Origin of the sequence: Micromonospora sp. WMMA1363 (assembly GCF_030345795.1) — a bacterium.
GTDB lineage: Bacteria > Actinomycetota > Actinomycetes > Mycobacteriales > Micromonosporaceae > Micromonospora.
In genome coordinates this window covers 5538726-5564774 of sequence record NZ_JAUALB010000001.1, presented here as the reverse complement: position 1 = coordinate 5564774, position 26049 = coordinate 5538726, and the positions used below count along the sequence as shown (strand labels likewise).

18 protein-coding genes and 1 pseudogene are annotated in these 26049 nt (G+C 72.4%); 9 read left to right on the top strand and 10 right to left on the bottom strand.

Annotation, left to right across the window (positions count from 1 at the left end; all coding sequences use genetic code 11):
- Positions 1-204 precede the first annotated feature (204 nt).
- Positions 205-1236 carry a 3-isopropylmalate dehydrogenase gene (locus QTQ03_RS26050; RefSeq protein WP_289280359.1) on the bottom strand — a complete coding sequence of 344 codons (1032 nt, stop codon included), beginning with the start codon at positions 1234-1236 and terminating at the stop codon, positions 205-207.
- A 221-nt stretch (positions 1237-1457) separates the two neighbouring features.
- Here QTQ03_RS26050 and QTQ03_RS26045 point away from each other — a divergent pair, with 221 nt between their 5' ends.
- Both QTQ03_RS26045 and QTQ03_RS26040 read left to right on the top strand, forming a co-directional pair.
- Positions 1458-2300 carry an FAD:protein FMN transferase gene (locus QTQ03_RS26045; RefSeq protein ID WP_289280358.1) on the top strand — a complete coding sequence of 281 codons (843 nt, stop codon included), beginning with the start codon at positions 1458-1460 and terminating at the stop codon, positions 2298-2300.
- A gap of 325 nt (positions 2301-2625) precedes the next feature.
- Entirely contained in the window at positions 2626-2982 is a 357-nt protein-coding gene (locus QTQ03_RS26040) for a hypothetical protein (protein ID WP_289280357.1), read from the top strand.
- A 135-nt stretch (positions 2983-3117) separates the two neighbouring features.
- On the opposite strand, the gene serA is transcribed toward QTQ03_RS26040, so the two are convergent.
- The 5 genes from serA to QTQ03_RS26015 form a co-directional block, all read right to left on the bottom strand.
- Positions 3118-4716 (bottom strand): phosphoglycerate dehydrogenase, encoded by a 1599-nt coding sequence (gene serA / locus QTQ03_RS26035; RefSeq protein WP_289280356.1) that lies wholly within the window; start codon positions 4714-4716, stop codon positions 3118-3120.
- 672 nt (positions 4717-5388) lie between these two features.
- Positions 5389-6402, bottom strand: coding sequence for a ketol-acid reductoisomerase (ilvC, locus tag QTQ03_RS26030; protein WP_289280355.1), 1014 nt, complete (start codon positions 6400-6402; stop codon positions 5389-5391).
- A 54-nt stretch (positions 6403-6456) separates the two neighbouring features.
- Positions 6457-6972, bottom strand: a complete 516-nt coding sequence (gene ilvN / locus QTQ03_RS26025; protein ID WP_289280354.1) for an acetolactate synthase small subunit — start codon at positions 6970-6972, stop codon at positions 6457-6459.
- 81 nt (positions 6973-7053) lie between these two features.
- On the bottom strand, positions 7054-8934 hold the full coding sequence (locus QTQ03_RS26020) for an acetolactate synthase large subunit (RefSeq protein ID WP_289280353.1): 1881 nt from the start codon (positions 8932-8934) through the stop codon (positions 7054-7056).
- Between the two features lie 182 nt (positions 8935-9116).
- A complete protein-coding gene (locus QTQ03_RS26015; RefSeq protein ID WP_289280352.1) occupies positions 9117-11438 on the bottom strand; it encodes a putative bifunctional diguanylate cyclase/phosphodiesterase in 2322 nt (773 codons plus the stop codon).
- A gap of 111 nt (positions 11439-11549) precedes the next feature.
- Between QTQ03_RS26015 and ilvD the strand changes: the two genes are divergently transcribed.
- On the top strand, positions 11550-13397 hold the full coding sequence (gene ilvD / locus QTQ03_RS26010; protein WP_289280351.1) for a dihydroxy-acid dehydratase: 1848 nt from the start codon (positions 11550-11552) through the stop codon (positions 13395-13397).
- A gap of 80 nt (positions 13398-13477) precedes the next feature.
- On the opposite strand, the gene QTQ03_RS26005 is transcribed toward ilvD, so the two are convergent.
- Positions 13478-14479 carry a helix-turn-helix domain-containing protein gene (locus QTQ03_RS26005; RefSeq protein ID WP_289280350.1) on the bottom strand — a complete coding sequence of 334 codons (1002 nt, stop codon included), beginning with the start codon at positions 14477-14479 and terminating at the stop codon, positions 13478-13480.
- Positions 14480-14610: 131 nt separating this feature from the next.
- On the opposite strand from QTQ03_RS26005, the gene QTQ03_RS26000 reads away from it, so the two are divergent.
- Positions 14611-15081: a DUF2690 domain-containing protein gene (locus QTQ03_RS26000; RefSeq protein ID WP_289280349.1), complete on the top strand. Its 471-nt coding sequence runs from the start codon at positions 14611-14613 to the stop codon at positions 15079-15081.
- A 255-nt stretch (positions 15082-15336) separates the two neighbouring features.
- On the opposite strand, the gene QTQ03_RS25995 is transcribed toward QTQ03_RS26000, so the two are convergent.
- Positions 15337-17670 (bottom strand): bifunctional diguanylate cyclase/phosphodiesterase, encoded by a 2334-nt coding sequence (locus tag QTQ03_RS25995; RefSeq protein ID WP_289280348.1) that lies wholly within the window; start codon positions 17668-17670, stop codon positions 15337-15339.
- Between the two features lie 202 nt (positions 17671-17872).
- On the opposite strand from QTQ03_RS25995, the gene QTQ03_RS25990 reads away from it, so the two are divergent.
- Both QTQ03_RS25990 and QTQ03_RS25985 read left to right on the top strand, forming a co-directional pair.
- Positions 17873-18262, top strand: coding sequence for a PH domain-containing protein (locus QTQ03_RS25990; protein ID WP_289280347.1), 390 nt, complete (start codon positions 17873-17875; stop codon positions 18260-18262).
- A gap of 113 nt (positions 18263-18375) precedes the next feature.
- Positions 18376-18816: a cupin domain-containing protein gene (locus tag QTQ03_RS25985; RefSeq protein WP_289280346.1), complete on the top strand. Its 441-nt coding sequence runs from the start codon at positions 18376-18378 to the stop codon at positions 18814-18816.
- Positions 18817-18836: 20 nt separating this feature from the next.
- On the opposite strand, the gene QTQ03_RS25980 is transcribed toward QTQ03_RS25985, so the two are convergent.
- Positions 18837-19457, bottom strand: coding sequence for a nucleosidase (locus tag QTQ03_RS25980; RefSeq protein ID WP_289280345.1), 621 nt, complete (start codon positions 19455-19457; stop codon positions 18837-18839).
- Positions 19458-19621: 164 nt separating this feature from the next.
- On the opposite strand from QTQ03_RS25980, the gene QTQ03_RS25975 reads away from it, so the two are divergent.
- Together QTQ03_RS25975 and QTQ03_RS25970 are read left to right on the top strand one after the other, a co-directional pair.
- Entirely contained in the window at positions 19622-20797 is a 1176-nt protein-coding gene (locus QTQ03_RS25975; RefSeq protein WP_502889888.1) for a PQQ-dependent sugar dehydrogenase, read from the top strand.
- A 62-nt stretch (positions 20798-20859) separates the two neighbouring features.
- Positions 20860-22437 carry a metallophosphoesterase gene (locus tag QTQ03_RS25970; protein ID WP_289280343.1) on the top strand — a complete coding sequence of 526 codons (1578 nt, stop codon included), beginning with the start codon at positions 20860-20862 and terminating at the stop codon, positions 22435-22437.
- 144 nt (positions 22438-22581) lie between these two features.
- Here QTQ03_RS25970 and QTQ03_RS25965 read toward each other — a convergent pair whose 3' ends face one another.
- Positions 22582-24951 (bottom strand): thiamine pyrophosphate-binding protein, encoded by a 2370-nt coding sequence (locus tag QTQ03_RS25965; protein WP_289280342.1) that lies wholly within the window; start codon positions 24949-24951, stop codon positions 22582-22584.
- A 465-nt stretch (positions 24952-25416) separates the two neighbouring features.
- Here QTQ03_RS25965 and QTQ03_RS30440 point away from each other — a divergent pair.
- Positions 25417-25821, top strand: a pseudogene (locus QTQ03_RS30440) (transposase); the annotation flags it as partial.
- Positions 25822-26049: the final 228 nt, after the last annotated feature.

The window sequence follows — 26049 nt, the reverse complement described above, 5'->3', positions numbered from 1 at the left end:
TGGACGGCACACGGGTCCGCATGCCGAGAGAGCTGTGCGAGCAACTTACCCCGAACGGTCGTTCAGCGGGTAGCGCCGTCGGGTACGTCGGCTCCGTTCGGCGGGCGACGCCAGCACCGCCCCTGGTCACGGGGCCGACCGGTCGGGGCCACTGACGGGGATCGGCCGTGGCGGCCGGTTGCCGGGACCGGCGACCTGACAGGCTCAGCCGGCCGCGTGCGCGGCCAGCCGGTCGCCGACCTCCTCGGTGCGTACCGGCACGCCGGGCCTCCGCCCGGTCAGCTCCGCGCCGATGGCGGTGACGATCCGGGCCGCCGCCTCGGCGTGGCCGAGCTGGTCGAGCAGGAGCCCGGCGGAGAGCACCGCCGCCACCGGGTCGGCAACGCCGCGACCGGCGATGTCCGGCGCGGAACCGTGCACCGGCTCGAACATCGACGGGTACGCGCTCTCGGGGTTGATGCTGCCGCTGGCCGCGAGCCCGATGCCACCGGTGACCGCGGCGGCGATGTCGGTGAGGATGTCGCCGAAGAGGTTGTCGGTGACCACCACGTCGTACCGCTGGGGTTGGGTGACCAGAAACATCGCGGCGGCGTCGACGTGCTGGTACTCCGTCGCCACGTCGGGGTGTTCGGCGGCGACCGTCTCGAAGGTACGCGCCCACAGCGAACCGGCGTGGGTCAGCACGTTGGTCTTGTGCACGAGGGTGACCTTGCGCCGCTCACGGCGCCGCGCTCGGCCGAACGCGTCGCGGATCACCCGCTCCACGCCGTGCCGGGTGTTGAGGCTCTCCTCGGTGGCGACCTCAGCGGGTGTGCCCCGGTGCAGCGCCCCACCGGCACCCGCGTACAGGCCCTCGGTGCCCTCGCGGACCACCACCAGGTCGACCTCGCCGGGTTTGACGCCGCCGAGCGGGCCGGCAGTGCCGGGCCAGAGCCGGGATGGCCGCAGGTTGACGTACTGGTCGAAGGCGAAGCGCAGCTTGAGCAGCAGTCCCCGTTCCAGCACGCCAGGCGGGACGGTCGGGTCGCCGACCGCGCCGAGCAGGATGGCGTCGTGCTCGGCCAGCTCGGCGAGCACCGAGTCGGGCAGGACCTCGCCGGTGCGGTGGTAGCGGGCGGCACCGAGGTCGTACTCGGTGGTCTGCGCACCGGGAAGCACCGCGTCGACAACCTTGCGGGCCTGCGCGACCACCTCGGGGCCGATCCCGTCCCCGGCCACCACCGCGATCCGTGCCACGCTTGAACTCCCTCGCCTCGCTGTCACACCGACGGTACGCCGCAGTCCCGCTCCCCGATACAAATCTTCCACGATCCGGGAAAACGAGATGCACAGAAGGCTTCCAGGTGACATTCATTGTGCGGTCATCTCCGCTGCCTAGCCTGATGGCCAGCGGGTCACGGGGCCCGCGACCGGCACCGCGATGAGGCGGCGCCGTCGGCCGGGGAGGCAGACAGGGAATGCGGATCGACGAGCAGCCACGGACCCGCTGGGTCGACCCATCGGCCTTCCAACCACGCCCCGATCTGCGCCTCGGTGCCCGGCACCACCGCATCGGCCCGGGGGGCGCGGCACCCGGCGACCGGATCGCCGTCCAACACACCGTCCGCACCGCCACCGCCGACTACTCACTGTTGCTCAACGCGCCGGAGTGGCTCGGCCGCAGGGGTGTCGGTGAGGCGTTGGGGGACGTGGTCGCGGAGCTACGCGCGATCGACCTCACCTACGGGCCGACCCGACCCGAAAGCCTGGTCTCCCGGCTACGCCGAGGCGAGATCAGCCCGGACTCGTACCCACCGTTGGCCGATCTGGTGGACCGCTGCACGGCGATGCGGGCGGCCACCGACGGCTGGTTCGACGCGTGGGCCGTGCCCGGCGGCTTCGACCCGGGCGGGCTGCTCGGCGGGTGGGCGGTGGAACGGGCCGCAGCCCGGTTGCGCGCCGCTGGCATCCACGACTACGCCGTGCTCAACGGCGCCGACCTCGTCGTACGCGGCCACGCGGCGCACGGCGGCCCGTGGCGCGTGGCGGTGCACCACCCCACCGCCCCGCGGCGGGCGCCGCTGGTGCTGGAGATGACGGCGGGCGCGGTGGGCACATCCGGGGTGACCGGCCGGCAGGGACACGTGGTGGACCCGCACACCGGCGGGCCGGCCGACCAACTGGTCGCCGCCACGGTCGTCGGGCCGGACCTCGCCGTCGCCGACGCCTACGCCACCGCGCTCTACGCCGCCGGTCCGGCCGGGTTGGCATGGTTCCAGGACGGGTCGGACTACCGCGCGCTCTTCGTCCACCACCGCTGAGAACGCCACGGCCGGCGAACTGACCGTAGGGGCGCACCTGACACGCGATCGGCCCTCACGGTCTCGGCAACGACCGTAAGGGCCGATCAGCGACGAGTGCGCGTGGCTCGCGCAATCGAGGGGTGCGGGCCCGCCGGGTCGCACGTCGACCTCGCCACCCGAAGACGGGCCGACGTCGCACTCGATCAGTAACCGCACGAGTACGCTAGCGAATCGACGCAACTCGACGCAAGAGGTTCCACTACGGACCCAGCTTGCTGGAATGCGGCTGGCCTGCGGCGGGGCGATTTCGACAGCATGAACGACGGATGGCACCCTGTGGGCCGTGAGTTTCGATCTGAGCGTGTGGGCCCTGATGGACGGAGCGACGCCCGAGGACGTGCGAGAAGCGGTGCAGCGGTGCCGGCAGGGACAGCACGAAGACCGCCAAGCCGACCCCCGGGTCGTGGGGTTCTACCAGGCGATCACCGCCGCGTACCCGGACCGGCCGGCTGGCGCCGACACGCCGTGGGCGGTGGCTCCGCTGCACACGGCCGGCGACCATGTTGAGCTGAACCTGGACCCGACCTGTGAGGACCAGGTGCTGCTGGACATCGAGCGGCTGGCCGGCGAGCACCGTCTGATGCTGTTCGACGCCCAGGACGGCTCGGTCTACCCGCCCCCCGCCCACGCCAATCGCTGACGGTGCCCGTCCCGCCACCCGGCCGGCCAGACCACGTCGTCAGGGAGTGAGTGCGCGCCCGGGTGGCGGGAGTGCCCGGGGCGAGGGTGAGGAAGGGTCCGGCGTCGCCGGGCCCTTCCTCGTGGTGCCCTCAGATCACTCGTCGCGCAGGTCGGCGGCGCTGGCCGCGGTCGCGCCGATCGAGTCTGCCGCCGAGGTGAGCAGGTCGGCGCCGAGCGCCTGGTCGATGGTGAGCGTCATCAGCGTCTCGCCGCCGGCCTCCCGGCGGGCCACCTGCATCGCGGCGATGTTGATGCCAGCTTTGCCGAGCAGCGTGCCGACGGTGCCGACCACTCCGGGACGGTCGGCGTAGCGGAGGAAGACCAGGATGCCCTCCGCGCCGATCTCGACGTCGAAGCCGTCCACCTCGGTGAGCTTGATGACGTCGCGGGGACCGGCGGCGGCGACCGTGCCGGAGACGCTGACCGTACGACCGTCGGGCAGCGCGCCGCGGACGGTGACCAGCACCGGGTGGTCGGACGTTTCGGCCGAGGTCGTGAGCGACACCTCGACGCCCCGCTCGGCCGCCAGGTGCGGCGCGTTGACGTAGGTGACCTGCTCCTCGACCACGGAACTGAACAGCCCCTTTGTCACGGCGAGCTTGAGCACCGACACGTCGTGGCTGACAATCTCACCGCGCGCCTCGACGGTGACGCTGGCGGCGATCCCGCCAGCGACCGCGGTGAACGCCCGGCCGAGCTTCTCGGCCAGCGGCAGCAACGGCCGGACGTCCTCGGCGACCACGCCGCCCGCCTGCACGTTGACCGCGTCCGGCACGAACTCGCCCTGCAGCGCCAGCTTGACGCTCTTGGCGACGGCGAGGCCGGCCTTGTCCTGCGCCTCGGCGGTGGAGGCACCGAGGTGCGGGGTGGCCACCACGTTGTCGAACGCGAACAGCGGCGAGGAGGTGCACGGCTCCTTGGCGTACACGTCGACGCCGGCACCGGCGACCCGCCCCTCGGCGATGGCGTCCGCGAGGGCCTGCTCGTCGACCAACCCGCCCCGAGCGGCGTTGACGATCCGCACACCTGGCTTGACGATCGCCAGCTCCTTCTCGCCGATCAGGCCCACGGTCTCCGGCGTCTTCGGTAGGTGGATCGAGATGAAGTCACTCTCCCGGAGCAGCTCCTCCAAGCCGACCAGGCGGACACCGAGCTGCGCCGCCCGGGCCGGCTGGATGTAGGGGTCGAACGCGATCAGTCGAGTGCCGAACGCGGCGATCCGCTGTGCGAAGAGCACACCGATGCGACCGAGGCCGACCACGCCGACGGTCTTGCCCTGGATCTCCACGCCGGTGTACCGCGAGCGCTTCCACTCCCCCGCCTTGAGCGCCGCGCTGGCGCTGGCGGTGTTGCGGGCGACCGCGAGCAACAGCGCGACGGCCTGCTCGGCGGCAGAAACGATGTTGGAGGTGGGGGCGTTGACGACCATGACGCCCCGCGCCGTGGCGGCCGACACCTCGACGTTGTCCAGACCGACGCCGGCCCGGGCGACGACCTTCAAACGCGGCGCGGCGGCGATCGCCTCGGCGTCGATCTGGGTCGCGCTACGGACGATGACAGCGTCGGCCTCGGAGAGCGCCGCGAGCAGGGCCGGACGGTCGGTGCCGTCGATGTGACGGACGTCGAAGTCGTGGGCGAGCACCTCGATGGCGGCGGGAGCGAGTTCTTCGGCGATCAGTACGACAGGATTCATCGGTCCTCGTAGGTGTCGTCAGAGCGGTCGGCCGGTCGGCGGGAGGCGACGCTGCGCCCCACCCTGATCCAGGCCATGGCCGTCAGGTGCCGGCTACGCACCTACCTCGGATCGTAGGGGGCGGGCCGGCCCGCGCGCCGCGGAGAGCGGGGTGAGCGCCCTCACAAACGACACATGACACGCAGATTAACGATCGTTGGGGACTCCCCTCGCGACGCCGCCGGCGGTAGACGCCGAGAGGCGCAGCCGTGCCGCTCGAACTCCCGGCCACTCAGCGCGATGTGCCGGAACCCACCCCTGGCCGGCCGGCCCGACGACGTGAAGCAACGACGTGAATCGACTGGCACGGAAGGCGGACGAGCTCGAGCGGGATCCGACGGACCCGGCTCCGCGTGACGACCGTCGGAGGCGGACAGAGGAATCCAGCGGTATTCCTGAGAGGCAGGAAATGCCGGTCAGGAATACCGCTGTTCGGAGACTCTCCGTGTTCCGGTACGACCCGCCCAGGCGTCCCACCGGGACAATGTTGGACGAAAACAGGCCCGGACGACACGGACACACGCCCGGACGATGGCGGCCGCGACCAGTCCTCCGCGCCGTTCACGGCCCGACGCCGGGGAGGGAGAGCGTCGGGCCGTGAACGGACCAGAGCGGAGTCTCGGGGGGACGTGGTCAGGCGGTCTCGGTGATCGGGCGCTCCACCCAGCTCATCATGCCGCGCAGCTTCCGACCGGTCTCCTCGATCGGGTGCGCCGCCCCCTCGGCCCGCCACTTGGTGAAGTTCGGACGGCCCGCCTCGTCCTCGGCCACCCACTCGCGGGCGAACTCGCCGGATCGGATCTCGCCGAGGATCTTGCGCATCTCCTCTTTGACCCGGCCGTCGATGACACGTGGACCGCGGGAGAGGTCGCCGTACTCGGCGGTGTCGGAGATGCTGTAGCGCATTTTGGCGATGCCACCCTCGTACATCAGGTCGACGATGAGCTTCAGCTCGTGCAGGCACTCGAAGTACGCCACCTCGGGCGCGTACCCGGCCTCGGTCAGCACCTCGAAGCCGGTCTGCACCAGCGCGGCCGCGCCACCGCAGAGCACCGCCTGCTCACCGAAGAGGTCGGTCTCCGTCTCCTCCTTGAAGGAGGTCCTGATAGCACCCGCCCGGGTGCCGCCGATGCCCTTGGCGTATGACAGGGCCAGCGCGAGCGCGCCACCGCTGGCGTCCTGCTCGACGGCGACCAGGCAGGGCACGCCCTTGCCGTCGACGTACTGCCGGCGGACCAGGTGGCCCGGGCCCTTGGGGGCCACCATCGCCACGTCCACCTCGGCCGGCGGGGTGACGAGGCCGTACCGGATGTTGAAGCCGTGGCCGAAGAACAGCGCCTTGCCCGCGGTCAGGTGCGGCGCGATCGACTCGGTGTAGAGGCTGCGCTGCGCGGTGTCCGGGGCGAGGATCATGATCACGTCGGCCTCGGCCGCCGCCTCGGCGGGGGTGACGACCCGCAGGCCCTGCTCCTCGGCCTTGGCCCGGCTCTTCGAGCCCTCGGGTAGGCCGATCACCACGTCCACGCCCGAGTCCCGAAGCGACAGCGCGTGGGCGTGGCCCTGGCTGCCGTATCCGATCACCGCGACCCTACGATCCTGGATCGGCCTCAGGTCGGCGTCGTCGTCGTAGTACACCTCAACGCTCATGGTTATCCCTTTCGTACGGCGGCCGGGGCGGCCCGTCGTGGTCTGTGTTGCGGATCAGGCGGCCCGGAGTGCCGGACCGGCGGTGATGGAACGCGAGCCACGGCCGATCGCCACCGTGCCGGACTGGACCATCTCCTTGATGCCGAAGGCTTCGAGGTCGCGCAACAGCGCGTCCAGCTTGTCGGGGGTACCGGTCGCCTCGATGGTCAGCGTGTCCGGCGCGACGTCGACCACCCGGGCACGGAACAGGCCTACCGTCTCCAGCACCTGCCCCCGGGCATTGCGATCCGCCCGGACCTTGACCAGCAGCAACTCACGGGCGACCGACACCTGCGGGTCCAACTCGACGATCTTGAGTACGTTCACCAGCTTGTTGAGCTGCTTGGTGACCTGCTCCAGCGGGGACGACTCCGCGTTGACCACGATGGTGATCCGGGAGACGTCCGGGTTCTCGGTCTCGCCGACCGCCAGGCTGTCGATGTTGAAGCCACGCCGGGAGAACAGCCCCGACACCCGGGCCAGCACGCCCGGCTTGTTCTCCACGAGCACGGACAGGGTGTGCATCGTCACGCCTGGACCTCGCTCCGCTCGGCCGCGCCCGGACGACGCGAAGGACTGCGCTTGATGATGTGTTCGCTTCGCTCACTCATGTCAGATGTCATCCTCGTCGAAGACCGGGCGGACGCCGCGGGCGAACATGATCTCGTCGTTGCTGGTGCCGGCGGCGACCATCGGCCACACCATGGCATCCTTGCCGACCACGAATTCAATGACCACCGGGGCGTCGTTGATGGCCATCGCGGCTTCGATCGTCTTGTCGACATCCTCGACGGTCTCGCAGCGCATGCCGATGCAGCCGAGGGCCTCGGCAAGCTTGACGAAGTCCGGGATGCGGTGCTTGTGCGTACCGAGGTCGGTGTTGGAGTAGCGCTCCCCGTAGAACAGGGTCTGCCACTGCCGAACCATGCCGAGGTTGCCGTTGTTGATGACAGCGATCTTGACCGGGATGCCCTCCAGCGCGCATGTCGCCAGCTCCTGGTTGGTCATCTGGAAGCAGCCGTCACCGTCGACCGCCCACACCACCGCGTCCGGCTTGCCGACCTTGGCGCCCATCGCCGCCGGCACCGCGTACCCCATCGTGCCGAGACCGCCGGAATTCAACCAGGTACACGGCTTCTCGTACGAGATGAACTGGGAGGCCCACATCTGGTGCTGACCGACACCGGCGACGTAGATGGCGTCCGGGCCGGCGATCTCGCCGAGCCGCTTGATGACGTACTGCGGTGAGACGGTGCCGTCGGCCGGCTCGTCGTATCCCAGTGGGTAGCGCTTGCGCAGGTCGTCGAGCTGGGTCCACCAGTCGTCGAGATCGGGGCGGTGCCCGACCGCCTGCTCGGCGGTGACCGCGCCGATCAGCTCGTCGATCACGTGCCGGGCGTCGCCGACGATCGGGACGTCCGCGTGCCGGTTCTTGCCGATCTCGGCCGGGTCGATGTCGGCGTGCACCACCGTCGCGTCCGGGGCGAACGAATCCAACCGGCCAGTGACCCGGTCGTCGAACCGCGCGCCCAGTGCGACGATGAGGTCCGCCTTCTGGAGGCCGTAGACCGCCGCGACCGTGCCGTGCATGCCGGGCATACCGAGGTGCTGCCGATGCGAGTCGGGGAACGCGCCGAGCGCCATCAGCGTGGTGACCACCGGTATGCCGGTCAGCTCGGCGAGCTTGCGCAGCCCCTCGGCGGCGCCGGCCTTGAGCACGCCGCCGCCGACGTACAGCACCGGTCGGCGGGCACCGGTCATCAGCCGCGCCGCCTCACGGATCTGCTTGCCGTGCGGGTGCAACGTCGGGCGGTAGCCGGGCAGGTCGAGCGTCGGCGGCCAGGTGAACGTCGTCGACGCCTGTAGGACGTCCTTCGGGATGTCCACCAGGACCGGTCCGGGTCGGCCGGTCGAGGCCAGGTGAAACGCCTCGGCGAGCACCTGGGGAATCTCCTCGGCCTGCTGGACCAAGAAGTTGTGCTTGGTGATCGGCAGGGTGATCCCCTGGATGTCCGCCTCCTGGAAGGCGTCCGTGCCGATCGACGGCCGTGGCACCTGGCCGGTGATCGCCACCAGGGGCACCGAGTCCATGTACGCGTCGGCGATCGGCGTCACCAGGTTGGTCGCGCCCGGTCCGGAGGTGGCGATACACACGCCGACCCGGCCGGTGGCCTGGGCGTACCCGGTTGCCGCGTGCCCCGCGCCCTGTTCGTGCCGGACCAGGATGTGCCGGACCGTGGAGTCGTAGAGCGGGTCGTAGGCCGGCAGGATCGCACCGCCGGGGATGCCGAATACGACGTCGACGCCGAGCGCTTCGAGGGACCGCACGAGGGAACCGGCACCGGAGACCTGCGCCGGGACGGCGGTGTCTGCCCCCGGGGCGGTCGGGGCGGTCGCGGCACGGACGGCCGGGTCGGCGTCGCGCGCCGGCTCGGCGGCGGCGCGGGCCCGCCGGGCGGAGTTGGCGAGGGTCTCTGGCGTGGGTCTCGTCATGGCGGTTCAGGCCTTCGGCTGGAGTGGGTGCGGCTTCGAGCGGTGGGACGCGGGCGGGGCCCGCGCCGGCGGGTTCTGATGGCAACAAAAAAGCCCTCGTGCAGGACGCACGGGGCCAGCGCACTCTCGGTGGAGAGTGCGCTCAGGTAAGTACTCGCAGCGACCGGTACGACGACATGTGGTCAAGCCTGACGCATCTCACGCGATGAGTCAACCGATCCCACATTTTGGTTAACGGATCTTGTGGAATCCCCCGTTCGGCCATGGGGCACATCCCGTGCCCCCGGCGACGTGGCGGCCTCGAGCATCGCCTCCAGGTGCTCGGCCGGAACCCCCCAGCCGAAGAGGGCACCCTGCCCGAAGCGGCAGCCGGCGGCCACCACCGCCGCCAACTCGGTCGGAGTGGTGACCCCCTCGGCGATCACCTCCAGGCCGAGCTGGTGACCGAGCCGCATCACGACGTCCACCATCGGGGCGAAGGCCGGCCCGTCGGTGTCGACCGGCCGGACCGGGGCATGCTCGGCAACGAGACTGTGGTCGATCTTGAGGATGTCGATCGGGAGGCGCCGCAGCTGGCCGAGCGACGAGTACCCGGCCCCGAAGTCGTCCAGCGCGATCCGGACACCGGTGCGTCGCAACGCGGTCAGCCGGCGGATCAGCTCGTCGAGATCGGTCGCGACGGCGTGCTCAGTGACCTCCAACACCAGTCGCTGCGGCGGGACGTGGTGGGCGCGCAGCGCCTCGACGACCTGGACGACGTACTCCGGGGCGTGCAGCTCCCGGGGCGAGACATTCACCGAGACCCACACGTCGTGGCCCTCGGCCAGCCAGCGGGACAGCTGGTGGCAGGCCTCGTGAAGCACCCACGCGCCCAGCTTGGCGATCATGCCGCACTCCTCGGCGAGCGGGATGAACTCGTCGGGCCGGACCTTCCCCAGCTCCGGGTGGCGCCACCGAAGCAGCGCCTCGGCGCCGACCGGGCGCACCGACGGCAGCGAGGCCACCGGCTGGAACGCCAGGCGCAGTTCGTCACGCTCGATCGCGCCACGCAGCTCGTGCTCCAGGGTGGCTCGCCGGCGCAGCAGCCGGTCGTACGTGGCGTCGTACCGCTCGACCCGGCTCTTGCCACGCTGCTTGGCGTACCGCAGGGCCAGGTCGGCGTGGCGCAGCAGCAGCTCGACGTCCGGCTCGCCGGCCCATCCGGCGGTGCCGATGCTCACCGTGAGGAAGACCGGCCCCTCCGGCTGGTCGTAGACCGCCCCGAGCACCCCGAGCAGTCGCTGGCCGATCCGGTCGGCCTCGGCGGGCCGCCGGCCGGGCATCAGCACGGCGAACTCGTCGCCGCCGAGGCGGGCAGCCACGTCGCCGGGGCGCAGGTTGCCGCGCAGCCGCCGGCCCGCCTCGGCCAGCACCGCGTCCCCGGCGTCGTGCCCACGCACGTCGTTGACATGCTTGAAGCCGTCCAGGTTGAGGGTGAGCAGGAGGCAGGAGGTTCCCGTCTCGGCACAGCGGTGCAGCGCACGCAGCAGGCCGCGCCGGTTGACGAGGCCGGTCAGCGGATCGGTGTGTGCCAACTCCCGGAAGTGGGCCTCCCGTTCGGCCAGCCGGCCCGCGTACCTGCGGACGTCGTGCAGGGTCAGGTACTGGCGGGCCACCAGAGCGAAGCCCTGCACACTGCCGGCCACGATGGCCAGCGCGTCGAACCGGCCGTCCTGGACCAGGTGGTACATCGCCGAGGCGACCATCGCGAGCATCGATGCAAGCGCATATCCACCGTCGCGCCGCATCAGGTCGTCGTCGATCCAGCTGGTCGCATCGAGCCGGCGGACCACCAGTGCGACGGTCAGCAGCCCCGCGGCGAGCACCAGCGCTCCGACCAACGCGACCACCGGACCGGCCTGGCAGAGCCCGGCGGCGATGCCGAGCCCGCCGGTGGTGACGCCGACCACACCCACGCCGAGGGCGGCGAGCCGGTGCCGGGGCGGCGGGGCGCGGAAGACCACGATGGCGGCCAGCCCGGTGGTGAGCGCCGCGCTGACGGTGGCGAGCAGGATCGGCTGGCAGGCCATCGGGGTGGCGTCGCCGAGCAGGCGGGTCGGCTCGGAGGTGAGCACCCAGCCCACGAACCAGAGCGCGGTGGCGACGATCAGGCCGTCCAGCGACAGCCGGGCGGCCGCCCCGGCGGTGGGCGCCACACCGGGTAGTCGGAGCAGCCCGGCCGCGAAGAGCAGCCCGCTGAACGCGGTGACCAGTGCGACCGCCTCGGCCCAGCCGCCGCGTCGCGGCGAACCGTGATCGACGTGGCCGGCCGCCTCCAGCGCCACCACCGCCCCGGCCAGCACTGCCAGCAGCCCGACGCCAGCGGCCACGGCGAGCAGCGGGTGCGCCGCGTTGCTGGCCGCCGGTGCTCGCCGGCGAGCACCGGCGGCCAGCAACGCGGCGGCCGACGCGGCGAGGATCCCGCTCAGTACCGCGACCGTGACCATGGCCGGGGGTGACAGCACGCCCTCAAGGGTGCCGGATCAGTCCCCGCCGTGGGGTACCGAGTGTGCAACTGTTGGGACACGGCGTACGGCAGCGGTGACCGCCCGGGCGGCAGTGCCAGACTGGTACGCATGCCTGAGCTGCGGTCGAAGACCTCCACGCACGGTCGGACGATGGCCGGCGCCCGGGCCCTGTGGCGGGCCACCGGGATGACCGACGACGACTTCGGCAAGCCGATCGTCGCCATCGCCAACAGCTTCACCCAGTTCGTCCCCGGCCACGTACACCTCAAGGACCTCGGCGGTCTCGTCGCCGAGGCGGTGGGCGAGGCCGGCGGGGTGGGCCGCGAGTTCAACACCATCGCGGTCGACGACGGCATCGCGATGGGCCACGGCGGCATGCTCTATTCGCTGCCCAGCCGGGAGTTGATCGCCGACGCGGTGGAGTACATGGTCAACGCCCACTGCGCCGACGCCCTGGTCTGCATCTCGAACTGCGACAAGATCACGCCCGGCATGCTGCTGGCCGCGCTCCGGCTGAACATCCCGACCGTCTTCGTCTCCGGGGGCCCGATGGAGGCTGGCAAGACGGTGGCGATCGAGGGGATCGTCCACTCCAAGATCGATCTGATCGACGCCATGATCGCCTCCTCGAACGAGGCGGTCACCGACGACCAGCTCGGTGCCATCGAACGGTCGGCCTGCCCGACCTGCGGCTCCTGCTCCGGCATGTTCACCGCGAACTCGATGAACTGCCTCACCGAGGCGATCGGCCTGGCGCTGCCCGGCAACGGGTCGACGCTGGCGACCCACGCCGCGCGCCGCTCGCTCTTCGTCGAGGCCGGCCGCACCGTCGTGGATCTCGCCAAGCGGTGGTACGACAGCGACGACGCCTCCGTGCTGCCCCGGTCGATCGCCAGCCGCCCCGCCTTCGAGAACGCGGTCGCGCTGGACGTGGCGATGGGCGGGTCGACCAACACGATCCTGCACCTGCTCGCCGCCGCCCGGGAGGCGGAGCTGCGCTTCGACGTCGCCGACATCGACGCCATCTCCCGGCGGGTGCCCTGCCTCGCCAAGGTCGCTCCGAACTCGCCCGAGTACCACATGGAGGACGTGCACCGGGCCGGCGGCATCCCGGCCATCCTCGGCGAGCTGGACCGTGCCGGGCTACTCAACCGGGACGTGCACGCTGTGCACTCCCCCACGCTGGAGCGCTGGCTCACCGACTGGGACGTGCGCGGTGGCGCCGCGACGTCGGCGGCGGTGGGCCTGTTCCACGCCGCGCCCGGCGGGGTGCGCACCACCGAACCGTTCTCGACCACCAACCGCTGGTCGTCACTGGACACCGACGCGGCGGGCGGCTGTATCCGGGACCACGAGCACGCGTACACGGCCGACGGCGGGCTGGCCATCCTGCATGGCAACCTCGCGCCGGACGGCTGCGTGGTGAAGACCGCCGGGGTGCCTCCGGAGTGCCTGACCTTCCGCGGCCCGGCGAAGGTCTACGAGTCACAGGACGACGCGGTCTCGGCCATCCTGGCCAAGCAGGTCGGCGTCGGGAACGTGGTGGTGATCCGCTACGAGGGCCCCAAGGGCGGGCCGGGCATGCAGGAGATGCTCTACCCCACCTCGTTCCTCAAGGGCCGCGGGCTGGGCCGGGCGTGCGCCCTACTCACCGACGGCCGGTTCTCCGGCGGCACCTCCGGGCTGTCCATCGGGCACGTCTCCCCCGAGGCGGCCTCGGGTGGGCTGATCGCGTTAATCGAGGAAGGCGACGAAGTCGTCATCGACATTCCGAATCGGTCGATCGAGCTGGCCGTGCCGGACGACGTGCTCCAGTCCCGGCGGACAGCCCAGGAGAAGCGGGACCGTCCGTACACCCCGGTCGACCGGCAGCGGCCGGTGTCGGCGGCACTGCGCGCGTACGCCTCGATGGCCACCTCGGCCAGCGACGGTGCCTACCGCCGCGTCCCCGCGTAGCCCGGCCCGGGACGCTGCCGGACCGGGGCGCTGCCGGACCGGGGCGTCTCCGGCCGCCGCCGGGTCGGCCGCGTGGGAGCTCAGGGAATCGGCCTGACCTGGGTGGCGCCGCGCCAGCAGCCGGTGCGGGCCCGCGGCGAGGTCCAGCCCGGGCCGGAGAGTCGCACCTGGGCCCAGACGCAGGTGCGGGTGCTGGTGAGGATGTTCCCGAAGGCGGAGATGCCGGCGTAGTCCATGGCGAAGTCGGCGAATCGGGTCGGGTCTTCGCCGTCGGTGACGGTGAGCTGGATCTGCGCCGGCCGGGGCACCACGGCCGCCGCGGCGGGCACCGGCAGGAACCGGGGCCAGCTCGCCCCGCAGGCCGGTGAGTAGCGCAGCTCCACGGTGCCGACGACCCGGCCGTCGAGCAAGACAGCATTGGTGTCCACAGTGGCTACCGCCGGGTCGACGGCGCAGCCGGCGTCCTTCGGGTCGGCGCCGTCGCGCGGCTCGCCGGTGTCCGGTGGGGACGCCGCAACCGGTGGCGTGTCCTCCGTGGCCGCCGACCGGAAGCCACCGGCGAGCCAGGGCACGGTGACGAGCCCGGCCACCACCGCCGCCGCCAGGACCAGGGCTCGGACGCTCCGCCGGCCGGAGCGACGCTCCAGGGCCGGGCGGTCGCCGCCGTCCCGGTTTCCCGCCGCACCGGCATCGCCGCCCCGCGGATCGGGGCCCCGGCCGGTGGGCCCGCCGTCGTCGCCGGCGCCCGACCGCCGGTCCTCCGTTGGCGTTCCGCCCGCCCCCGGCGTGACGGGCCCGCCGGGTAGAACCACCGCCTCCCCGGACCGGGCCACCTCGTGCCACCGTCGCGCCCACGCCACCTCGTCGCCGCCCAGCGCACGCACGTAGGCCAACGTGGTGTCCAGGGTGGGCAGCTTCCGGCCGCCGGCCGCCTCGGACAGGGATGTCGCCGACCGGTGTGCCCGCCGGGCGAGCGCGGTGTAGGTGGGCCGTCCGGCCGCGTCGCGCAGCCTGCGCAGGTCGGCGGCGAACGCCTGGACGGGGCTAGCCGTCGGGTCGAGTTGACGCTCCGCCCGGGCCATGCAGCTCCTGCCGATTGATTGACCGACATCGGAATTGATTGTCCAACGCGACACAGCGTAGAGAGGAGGGTCGACGAGCGGTAGGGATGAGGGGCCGGTCGACCCGACCGGTTCAGTCCTCAGGAGGCTCGATGACCCGCACCACCCGCTCCACCCGCCGCCGACTGCTGACCACCGCCGCCGCCGGTCTCCTCACCGCTGCCAGTCTGCTGGTAGCGTCGCCGGCCAATGCCGCCTGCCCGCAGACCGGGTGCGACCGCACCGACCCGATCGACACCGGCTGCTCCACCGGCGCCCAGAACGCAACCTACAACCCGGCGTACATCAGGCAGGGAGCCACCACACTGGCCGTCGTGGAGCTGCGCTGGAGCCCGAGTTGCGGCACCAACTGGGGCAAGATCTATAACCGGGTGAGCCCGAACAACACCGTCCGGGTGTGGGTCTACCGGCAGAGCCCGTACGCCACGACCACCAAGTACGGCGGTACCGGCTACCAGTACTACGGCGACCAGCTCGACGGCCAGAACGCCACGGTGTGCGCGGTCGGCGAGGTGACTACTCCGTCCGGCACGAAGTACACCAGCACCCCGCTCTGCGCCTGACCGGCAGTCGACCGGCAGGCTCGCGGCGGGCAGCCGGTAAACCGATCCGGCTGCCCGGGTGTCGGGCCGGCGTGGCACCACGGGATCCCGCGCCGGCCCGGCCCGCCGAAACCAGCAACATGACGGGTGTCAAGACCGCCCCGCCTCCACCACCGTCGGACTGCTTGCGGTGGGCTCCACGCGGGGGCGGCAAAGAGCCCGGCCGGGGGCAGCACCGCCTTTCCCCGGCCAACCTGAGCCGACTCGGTGGTCGGCTCAGCGCGACGCGAACGGGAACTCCTCGAAGTACGCCTCGACGCGTTCCGCGGTCGCCGGCCGGGCGAGGGCGAAGCCCTGCCCGTACCGGCAGCCAGCGCGGCGGGCTCCCTCGACCTGCTCGTCCGACTCCAACTCCTCCGCGACGATCTCCAGCCCAAGCCGGTCGCCGACGTTCACCACCACGTCGATCAGCGGGCGGCCCTGGTCCGCCCCGCGACCCACCAGCTGCGGCCCGACCTTGAGCAGATCGATCGGCAGCCGACGCAACTGCGCGAGGGAGGCGTGTTCGGCGCGGAAGTCGTCCAGCGCGGTGCGGACACCCAGCGACCGGAGTCCGGCCAGCCGGGCCACCACCGTCGGCAGCTCCGCCGCCACCCGCGGCTCGGCTACCTCGACCACCAGTTGCTCTGGTGCCAGGCCGTACGCGTCGAGCACCGCCGCCGTCCGAGGGACGAAGTCGGGTGCGGTCAGCTCCCGGACACTAACGTTGATCGTCATAAACAGCTCGCGCCCCGCCCCGGTCCACGCGGCCAACTGCCGGCAGGCCCGGTCGAGGACCCAGCAGCCCAGCTCGCCCACCACGTCGAGGTCCTCCGCCACCGGCAGCAGCTCGGCGGGCAGCACCGTACCGAGCACCGGGCTGCGCCAGCGCAGCAACGCCTCCGCGCCCATCGGCTGCCGGTCGACCAGCCCGAGCACCGGCTGGAAGACCAGATCCAGCTCGCCCCGGGCGACCGCCCCGGGCAGCTCACGCTCCAGATCCAGGCGGCGGACCAGCTGCTCCTCCAGGTAGGCGTCGTACCACTCGACCCGGTCCCGGCCGAGTTGCACGGCGCGGCGGCGGGCCAGGTCCGCCTGGCGTAGCACGGCCTCCGCGGCGGTGCCCCCGGTCTCGGCGAGCCCGATACTCACCTGCAGCCGCACCGTCCCACCCGCACCCGGGTAGGGCCGGGTGAGCGCGGCGACCAGTCGGGTTCCGAGCGCGTACGCGAGTACCGGCCCGACGCCGGTCGCCACCGCGAAGTCGGTGGTGGTCGCGTCGACCACCAGGTCACCCGGGCCGAGGACGGCCCGGGTCCGACGGGCCACCTCGCCGGTCAGCTCCGGCCCGGCGAGCTGCTCGGCCGCTGCGGCCGTGGGTGCGTGCAGGTCCACCACCAGCAGGGCACCGGACGGGTGCGGCATGTCCTGTAGCGCCGCGAGCGCGCGCAGCAGCGCGCCGCGTTCACCGGCCGGCGCGGACCGGCCTGGTCTGCTGGGTGCCGGTGGCTGCGGCAGCGCGGCCGGTTCGTCGGGCCCACCGGTCACCGGTATGCCCGGCCCCTCGGCCGTCGGGTCCACCCCGGCCGTCCGCCGGCTGTCTGGATGCCGGAGCGACCGCAGCAGCTCCCGCAGGACCAGCGGCGGGACCACGGCGAGCGCGAGCAGCACGGCCGTCGGGTCGGACGCCAGCCCCGCGCCGAGCCACCAGCCGGTCGCCGCGACCACGGCGACGGCCGGCACCACGACCCGCGGCCAGACGGCGGTCGGCCGCGGAGGTGGCTCCAGGTCCGGACGAAGTTCGCGCCGCGCCCCCGCCGCGGTCAGCAGCACCCCACCCACCAGCGGCGGTACGGCCAGCAGCCCCGCCCGGTCGGGCAGGGTGCCGGCGGTCAGCGTGGTGAGCAGCAGGAGTCCGGTCAGCGTCAGCGCCCCCCCGCCCCGGCACCGGGCCGCCCCGCCCAGCCGACGCGGCCCGGTCACTGCGGTGAGGGCGCCGACGGCGAGCGTGCCAAGCGTCACCGCCGCCACGAGGCGGACCGGTGCGCCGAGGCTGTCCCGCGGCAGGATCAGCCACCCGGCGAGGGCCAGCCCGGCGCCCGGCTCCGCCGCGTCGGTCAGCCGACGCAGCCGGACCCGGGCCGGTGGGCGCGGTGACCCGGCCAGCGCGGTCAGGCCGAAGCCGAACAGCGTCGCCACGACGGCCGGCCCGGCGACGGCCACGGCGTTCCGGTGCGCAGCGCCGGCCAGCGGCAGGACGGTGGTGGTGAGCCCGGCGGCGACGACGGCCGCGCCGAGTAGGACGGCGGCCCGGCGCGGTCGCGCCGCCCGGCGCCGGGCGGCCGCCCGGGTGTCGCCGTTGCGCACGGCGGGGCGGGGTGGGTTGGCGGCCAGCCGGGACAGCCGGGTGCCGGCGAGCGCGCTGCCGGCCGTCGCGGTGAGTGCCACCACGCCGAGCGCGGGCAGCGTGCCGGCTGCGGCGGCGAGCAGAAGCAGGGTGACCACCCCAAGAACGACGACCTCGGGCAGGGCCGGTCGGCGGGCTGAAGTGCGCGGGTACGCGAGGGGCACGGCGATCGCCTTCGTGAGGGGGCACGGGGGCGGTGCGGCGGTGCGGGACGCGGACGGCAAGTCCGCTGCCCAACTCCCGATAACGAGCCGGCGCCCGGACAGTGACGTACACCTTCCGTGATGCCGGTCACCATTCTGCCTCGGTCACCGCCCGTACGGGGTCGCCGCGCCCGGCATCGTGGCGGGGTGGGATCATCGGTGGGTGAGCAGCTCCGACACCGTCCGCTTCCGGCACAACCAGGCCGTCCTGGTCGCCGCGGTGATCGCCTTCATCGGCGCCCTTCCGTTGGCCAGCGCCCGGTGGTATCTACTGCCGGTGCTGCTCGTACCCCTCGCGGTAGGGGTGTGGGCGTGGCGGGCCGGCACCGACGCCGACTCTCACGGGCTGCGCCTACGGGCGCTCGCCGGCCAACGCCGCATTGACTGGGATCGAGTCGTCGAGCTGACCACCGATCCGCGGGGCCGGGCGGTCGCCCGCCTCGACGACGGCATCGAGGTCCAGCTCCCGGCGGTGCGGGGCACCGACCTGCCCCGCCTGGTCTCGGCGACCGGCGGGTCCCTGCCCGACGCGGCCGACCGGTCCGCTCCGTAGTCGGCGACCAGTCGGCTCCGTAGTCGGCGCTTGTTACCGTCAGCCCACCGCCTCCACACCATGAGTCCTGGTGTTGGCCCCGTTGGGCGGACCATCAGCGAGAGGGGGTGCGCGTGACGAATGCGCAGCGGCCCGCGCTTGCCGCATTGCTCGACCTCGCGCCACACCCCGAGGGCGGCTGGTTCCGAGAGACCTGGCGCTCGGCGCACACCGTGCGTCCCGCGGGCTACGACGGCAGTCGTAACGCGGCCACCGCCATCTATTTCCTGCTCCACCCCGGCGAGCGGTCCCGCTGGCATGTGGTGCGCTCAGACGAGCTGTGGTTGTGGCACTCGGGCGGCCCGCTGACTCTGCGACTCGGCGGCTCGGGCAGGGAGCCGGCGGCTGATCCCATGGACGTCGCCCTCGGCGCGGATGTGGCTGCCGGTCAGCGCCCGCAGATGCTGGTCCCGGGCGGGACGTGGCAGGCAGCGGCCCCGGCGGGTGACCAGCCGGTCCTGGTCACTTGTGTGGTGACGCCGGGATTCGACTTCGCCGACTTCCGGATGGAATAGTCGAGTGGCGGATCGGATGATCAACCCCTGGTCTCGGCCGAGTCGGGTCGCTGTGAGATCCGCGCCAGCGGAAGGTTTCGGACGGACCAGTCGGCGAGCGCGCGGGCGCATTCCGTGACCGTCTCACGCCACGTTCTGGCCGCGCCCTCTCCCGCGTGGTCACTGACGTGCTTGACGATGCGCAGCGGGACACCGGCCTGCTGGGCGGCGGCCGCGAGGGCGTAGCCTTCCATGTCCACCAGGGGTGCGATGGCCGCCAGCCGCTGACGAGACGCCTCGTCGGCGACGAAGGCGTCGCCGGTCGCGAGGGTGGGGCCGTCGGAGTCAGGAAGCGCCAGGGGGGAGCCGTAGACCTCGCCGGTGAGGGTCCGCAGCACATCACTGTCCAGGTCATGCTGGATCACGATGCCGATGGCGTGCGTGCCGGCCCATCCCGGGCGAAGTGCGCCGGCGGTACCCAGGTTGACGATGCCGGCTGGGCGAGGGCCGCGGGCCAGGGTGGTGGCCAACGCGATCGCCCCGTTCACCTTGCCCATGCCGGTGAGCAGAACCGGCAGCGTCGGGGGGAGAAACTGCGCTTCCTCCTTGACGGCCAGCACGAGTAACGGTCGGTCAGGGGTGACCTCTCCGATCAGTTCCATGCGGCGATGCTACGCACCGCCGGGCGGCGTGGTTCACGACGGCAGAGGTGTCGGGAAGGCCACCCAACTGACAGGCCGGGGTGCCGCTGCCGACAGCGACGACGGGGAGCCACAGGCCCTCGACGCTTGATCCACGCCCAGATCCTGGGGCTCACCCGACTACGCTGGGCCGGGTGAGCGCCCGTACCTCGCACCCTCGCACCTACCGCCTCCGCGCGGCCCTCGCGGCGTCATGCGCGGCGCTGCTGGTGACCAGCGGCTGCACCTTCGGCGAGCCGGAGTCGGACCCGGCCGGTGAACCGCCCACCTTTCCCACCCCGTCGGCGACGGCCGACGGGGTCGGCCAGGAGGTCGTGGCCACCGTGCTGGCCAGCGGGCTGCGCGTCCCGTGGGGCATCGCCTTCCTGCCCGACGGGGGCGCCCTGGTCACCGAACGGGACAGCGGCCGCATCCTCCAGGTCGGCCCGGCGTCCGGGCCCGACGGCCTGAAGGTGACCACGGTGCAGACGGTCGCCGAGGTGGCCGCGGCGGGTGAGGGCGGGCTGCTGGGTATCGCCGTCTCGCCGGCCTACCAGCAGGACCGGATGGTCTTCATCTACTACACCGCCGAACGGGACAACCGGATCGCGCGGCTGCGGCTGGGCGGGCGGCCCGAGCCGATCCTGACCGGGATCCCGAAGGCAGGCATCCACAACGGTGGCGGCCTCGCCTTCGGGCCGGACGGCCAGCTCTACGCCAGCACCGGCGACGCCGGCGACCGGACCCAGTCGCAGGACGTCAAGCGCCTCGGCGGCAAGATCCTGCGGATCACCGCCGACGGGAAGCCGGCGCCCGACAACCCCTTCCCCGACTCGCCCGTCTGGTCCCTGGGGCACCGCAACGTGCAGGGGTTCACCTGGACCGCCGACCAGAAGATGTACGCCGTCGAGTTCGGCCAGAACACCTGGGACGAGATCAACGAGATCACCAAGGGACGCGACTACGGGTGGCCGCAGGTCGAAGGGCGCTCCGACGATCGCCGATTCGTCGATCCGATCGTCCAGTGGCCCACCTCGGACGCCTCGTGCTCCGGGCTGGCCCGCGCCGACGCCGTGCTCGTCACGGCCTGCCTGCGGGGTCAGCGGCTCTGGCTGGTCGAGCTGACCGCCACCGGGACGGTACTCGGCCAGCCCCGTGACCTGCTGACCAACCGCTTCGGCCGGCTGCGGGCGGTCGCCGCCGCGCCCGACGGCTCGCTCTGGGTGAGCACCTCCAACCACGACGGGCGCGGCAACCCCGAACCGGACGACGACCGGTTGCTGCGGCTGGTGTTCACTGAGGGCGGAGCCGGACGAAGCTGACACTCGAGACACCCGGGCGCAGGTTTAGCAAGATCCACCGACGGACAGGTCAGAATCTCAGCATGGACGGACAGGAGAACGAGCAGCAGAAGGGGCGGGGCGGCTCGGCCCCGGAGGGCGGCCGCATCCGGCGGTTCGCGCTCCGCGGGCCAGGCTGGCGGGGCCCGACCCGGTGGCGTGCCCTCCGGGCGGTCGGTGTGACACTGGCGATCCTCGTCGTGACCCTGGCCGGGATCATGATCGGAGCACTCGCCGGCGGCCGGGTCAGCACCGACATCGGGCCTTTCCAGGCGGATCTGACGATGGCGCCGGCCCTCGCCGGCAGCACCACCATCGACGTCCCGCCGCTCGGCGCGCTGCTGCTCGACAGCCACGACGGGCCGACCCACCTGACCGTGGAACTGGGCGCGCTCGACCAGGGCCGGACGCAGGCGCTCCTGCACGACCCGGCCAGCATCAACCGGGCGAGCCAGACCGCGGTGGAGGACATCCGCGCGGGGGTGCTGCGGCTCGGTCTGCGGACGGTCGCCTCGACCGTACTGGTCACGCTCGCGTTGGCCCTGTTGGTGTTCCGCGACGCCCGTCGGGCGGCATGGGCGGGCGGGCTCGCGCTGGCGGTGACCGCCGGCAGCCTCGGCACCGCCGCCGCCACCCTGCGCCCGCAGGCGATCGAGGAACCACGCTACGAGGGGCTACTGGTCAACGCGCCGGCCATTGTCGGTGACGCCCGCCGGATCGCCAACGACTACACGCGGTACGCCGAGCAGCTCCAGCGCATCGTCGGCAACGTCAGCCAGTTGTACACCACGGTCTCGGCGTTGCCGGTGTACGACCCGGAACCCGGCACCACCCGCGTGCTGCACATCTCCGACATGCATCTCAACCCCGCCGCCTGGCAGCTGATCCGTACGGTGGTCGAGCAGTTCGGCATCGACGTGGTGGTCGACACCGGCGACATGACGGACTGGGGCAGTGAGCCGGAGGCGTCCTACGTCGGCTCGATCGGGCTCCTCCAGAAGCCGTACGTCTTCATCCGGGGCAACCACGACTCGGGGCGGACGGCTGCGGCGGTGGCCCGCCAACGCAACACGATCGTGCTCGACAACACGACCACCACCGTCGCCGGACTGACCATCGCCGGCATCGGGGACCCGCGCTTCACCCCCGACAAGAGCACCTCACCGGCCGGCAGCGGCCTCACCAAGGAGACCGCTGACCAGCTCATCGGTGTCGGCGACCAACTCGCCGCCACGGCCCGCAGCTCGCCCCGGCCGGTGGACATCGCGCTGGTGCACGACCCCGCGTCGGCCGGGCCGCTGGCGGGTGCCACCCCCCTGGTGCTCGCGGGGCACACCCACCATCGTGAGGTGTCCCGGCTGCCGCAGGAGCCCGGCCAGTCCCCCACCCTGCTGATGGTGCAGGGCTCGACCGGTGGCGCCGGCCTGCGCGGCCTGGAGGGCGAAGAGCCGACGCCGCTGTCGATGAGCGTCCTCTACTTCGACAAGGAGAAACTGCTCACGGCGTACGACGACATCACCGTGGGCGGCACCGGGCAGGCCCAGGTGAACCTCCAGCGGCACGTGGTGGAGAACCCGAAGGTCGGTGTCCCCGCCCCGGTCACCCCCACCCCGACCCGCTGAGCCGGGACTCCGCGCGACCGGCGGCGGGGCGGGGCCCGACGGGCACCCGGTCGTCCGCATCCGAGCCGTCGGCGCAGCTTGTCGGCGCCGAACTCGCAACCGGCGTCGCCGGTGACGACCGGGCGCCGCGGCGCCGTCGGTGGGTCAGCGCAGCGACAGGGCGGCGAGCGCGGCGTTGACGATGCTGCCGGGCAGCAGGTCGTGCAGCTCGTACAGCTCGGTGACACTGCCCGACTGGCCGAACTCGTCCACGCCGAGCGGGACGGCGGGGGCACCGACCGCCGAGCCGAGCCAGGCCATCGCGTGCGAGGCGGCGTCGTGCACGGTCACCACCGGCACCCGGTCGGCGAAGGCCGACCGCAGGGCGCCCGGGACGCTGGGCACGGCGGCGGTGCGCACGCCCTGCCGCAGGGTGCGCTGCCAGGCCCGGTAGAGGCGGTCCAAACTGGTGACGTCGACGACGTGCGCGGCGACGCCCTCCTCGGCCAGTTCGGCGGCGGCGGCGAGCGCCTCGGGCAGGACCGCGCCGGACGCGGCGATCTGCACGACCGGGGCGTCGGCCAGGTGCGGGTACGCCGCGTGGGCGTCGACGAGGCGGTAGGCGCCGGCGAGCACCTGCCGGCGCAGCACCGCGTCGCCGAGGCGGGCCCGGGCCGCCTCGAGTGGTCCCTGATCGATCGGGCGCGTGCTGAGCCGGAAGTAGTACGCGCCGTCCTCGGTCGGTGCGGCGGTGGCCGCAGGCGCCGTCCCCTGCGCGATCTGGCCGAGCGCGTCGCAGAGCAGCCAGTCCAGCGTGGCCGCGTACGCGGGTTCGAGGAAGGTGACCCCGGGCAGCTCCAACCCGACGCTGGCGGTGATGGTGGACTGGTGCGCCCCACCCTCCGGGGCGAGCGTGATACCAGACGGGGTGCCCGCGACCACGAACCGGGAGCCGGAGTAGGTGCCGTACAGGAACGCGTCCAGGCCGCGCAGCACGAACGGGTCGTAGACGGTCCCGACCGGCAGCAGCGGCTGCCCAGACAGGTCCCAGGCCAGGCCCAGCTGCCCGAGCAGCAGGAACAGGTTCATCTCCGAGATGCCCAGTTCGATGTGCTGCCCGGCCGGGCTCTCGGTCCAGCGCAGCATCCGGTCTTCGCTCCAGGCGCGCTGCGCGGTCGGGGCGAACACGCCGGTCTTGTTGATGAAGCCGGCCAGGTTGGTCGAGGTGGCCACGTCCGGTGCCGTGGTGACCAGGTACCGTCCCACGCTCGGGTCACGGGCCAGGTCGACCAGCACCCGACCGAAGACCTCCTGGGTGGAGATCGGCTTGTTCGCGCGTACCCGGGTGGTCTCCGGGACGGTGACGCCCAGCGCCCGCGCGCGCGGCGCCCGGGACAGCGCCTCGCGGCGCTCGCCGGCCCGGATGCCCGCCGGGCTCGCCGGGTCGAGGCGGTCCCACTCCGTTTCGGGGCGCAGACCGTGCGCGGCGCGCAGCGCGTCGACCTGGTCGGTGGCGAGCAGCGCCGAGTGGTTGCGCGGGTTGCCCGCGATCGGCAGCCCCCAGCCCTTCACGGTGTACGCGAAGACCACACTGGGCCGGTCGGTCACCGCGTCGCACTGGGCGTACGCGTCGAGCATGGCCTGCAGGTCATGCCCGCCGAGGTCGGTGACCAGCGGGCCCAGTTCGTCGTCGGCGACACCGGCGACGAGTTCCGCGACGCCGGCCGGGGCGCCGTCGAGGAACTGCTTGCGCAGGGCCGGCCCGGCCAGCCCGAACAGCGACTGGTACTGCTCGTTCGGCATCGCGTCGATCCAGTCGCGCAGCGCCTCGCCGCCCGGCCTGGCGTACGCCGCGGCGAGCCGGCGGCCGTACTTGACCTCGACGACGTGCCAGCCGGCGGCCTCGAACTGGCCACGCCACTGGTCGATCCGGATGCCCGGGACGACCCGGTCCAGCGACTGGCGGTTGAAGTCGACCAGCCACATCACGTTGCCCAGGCCGGTGGTGGCCGGGTCGGCGACCGCCTCCCAGATGTTGCCCTCGTCCAGCTCGGCGTCGCCGAGGATGGCGACGAACCGGGAGTGCGGGCGTTCGCCGAAGTGGGCGTCGACGTAGCGGCGGGTGACCGCCGCGAACAGCGGCGCCGCCGCGCCCAGACCGACCGAGCCGGTGGAGAAGTCCACCTCGTCCGGGTCCTTCGTCCGGGACGGGTACGACTGGAGGCCGCCCCGGGCGCGCAGCCGCGTCAGGTACGGCCGGTCCAGATTGCCGAGCAGGTACTGGATCGCGTGGAACACGGGCGACGCGTGCGGCTTCACCGCCACCCGGTCCTCGGCCCGCAGATGCGCGAACCACAACGCCGTCATCGCGGTGACCAACGACGCGCTCGACGCCTGGTGCCCGCCGACCTTCACCCCGTCGCCGGTGTCGCGGTCATGGTTGGCCGCGTCCACGACGCGGGTGGCGAGCCACAGTACCCGCCGCTGGATGTCGTCGAGGACATCGAGGTCGGGCCGGGGCGGTTGGTTGTTCACGATCGACTCCTGGGTTCCGGCACGTCGCCAGCGGTGTTACTGGATACCAAATCCAGGCCGTTGACTGCAAACAGACGGATCTGACCGCACCACGTCACATGGCCGGGCCGCCGCCAACTTCCTGGTCCTGACGAGGGCAGCGGCGTGGTGCCGGAGTCACTCGCGTCCTGCTGCCCTTGCGCAGCAGATCGGCAAGGTCAGACGCGTCGCGTTCGTCGTTCTTGACCCCGCGGTAGGCGAACCCCTTCAACCCCGAGAGGGTGGGCCGGGCGCACCTGTGCGCCGGCACCGGTGAGAACGTCGGCCGCCCAGTACCAGCCGTACGTTGCTTCCAGCACCACCTGCGGCGTTTCACCCCATCCGGCGACCTGTTCAGCCAGAGCGAACGGGTCGTTATCGATCCGGGTGACACCAACCGCTCACCAGCCTCGGCCTGCTGGACGATGACGCTGCGCCGCCGATGCGTCGGCGCTGGTCAGTCAGATGCCGAAGCGCAACGGGTGGAGCGCGCCGAGCAGGTCCGGGACGCCACGCAGGACCGCACGCAGCGGCTGTTGAACCGGGCGGTCTGGGACACGACGGCGACGATGGGCCACGTCCGGCGGTTCGTGGCCGCTGGTCTGGACGAGGCGGCGAGCCGTCGGCGCCGGCGTGGCCTGACGGTGGGTGCGTTGGACGAGACGGGCCAGCCGAAGCAGGGCGTCGTGACGTGTGGGGTGAAGCGGCAGTACATGGGGGTGCGCGGGCCGGGTCGCGAACGGGATCAACACCGTGCACCTGTCCTTCGTTCGGGAGAAGCCGGGGCACGCGTTGATCGGCGCGCGTCAGTGGATCCCCGCCGAGCACATCACCGACCCGCAGGCCTCGGCCCCAGGTGTTTCCGTTCTGACGGGCCCGGGTGTCTGGGATCGAGTGGCAGGGCTCGGTGGCGCCGGGCCGGCCAGCAGCGCACGTAGAACCGTTGTCCCGGCCTCCCAGGTGGGATATGGCGATGCGGGCAGGCTCAGCCCTGGGAACTCCACGTGGTGCGGCACTTGCCAGTCGGTAATGCTCACGGCTGCAGGATAAGTCGGCATGCTCACGCAGGGTGCGCCAGAT

What these genes read in the sequence shown, in the direction of transcription:
- QTQ03_RS25970 (WP_289280343.1), top strand. Translation starts at nt 20,860, where the DNA reads ATGGACGGACAGGAGAACGAGCAGCAGAAGGGGCGGGGCGGCTCGGCC.
- QTQ03_RS26045 (WP_289280358.1), top strand. Translation starts at nt 1,458, where the DNA reads ATGCGGATCGACGAGCAGCCACGGACCCGCTGGGTCGACCCATCGGCC.
- QTQ03_RS26000 (WP_289280349.1), top strand. Translation starts at nt 14,611, where the DNA reads ATGACCCGCACCACCCGCTCCACCCGCCGCCGACTGCTGACCACCGCC.
- QTQ03_RS25980 (WP_289280345.1), bottom strand. Translation starts at nt 19,457, where the DNA reads ATGGAACTGATCGGAGAGGTCACCCCTGACCGACCGTTACTCGTGCTG.
- QTQ03_RS26020 (WP_289280353.1), bottom strand. Translation starts at nt 8,934, where the DNA reads ATGACGAGACCCACGCCAGAGACCCTCGCCAACTCCGCCCGGCGGGCC.
- serA (WP_289280356.1), bottom strand. Translation starts at nt 4,716, where the DNA reads ATGAATCCTGTCGTACTGATCGCCGAAGAACTCGCTCCCGCCGCCATC.
- ilvC (WP_289280355.1), bottom strand. Translation starts at nt 6,402, where the DNA reads ATGAGCGTTGAGGTGTACTACGACGACGACGCCGACCTGAGGCCGATC.
- ilvD (WP_289280351.1), top strand. Translation starts at nt 11,550, where the DNA reads ATGCCTGAGCTGCGGTCGAAGACCTCCACGCACGGTCGGACGATGGCC.
- QTQ03_RS26005 (WP_289280350.1), bottom strand. Translation starts at nt 14,479, where the DNA reads ATGGCCCGGGCGGAGCGTCAACTCGACCCGACGGCTAGCCCCGTCCAG.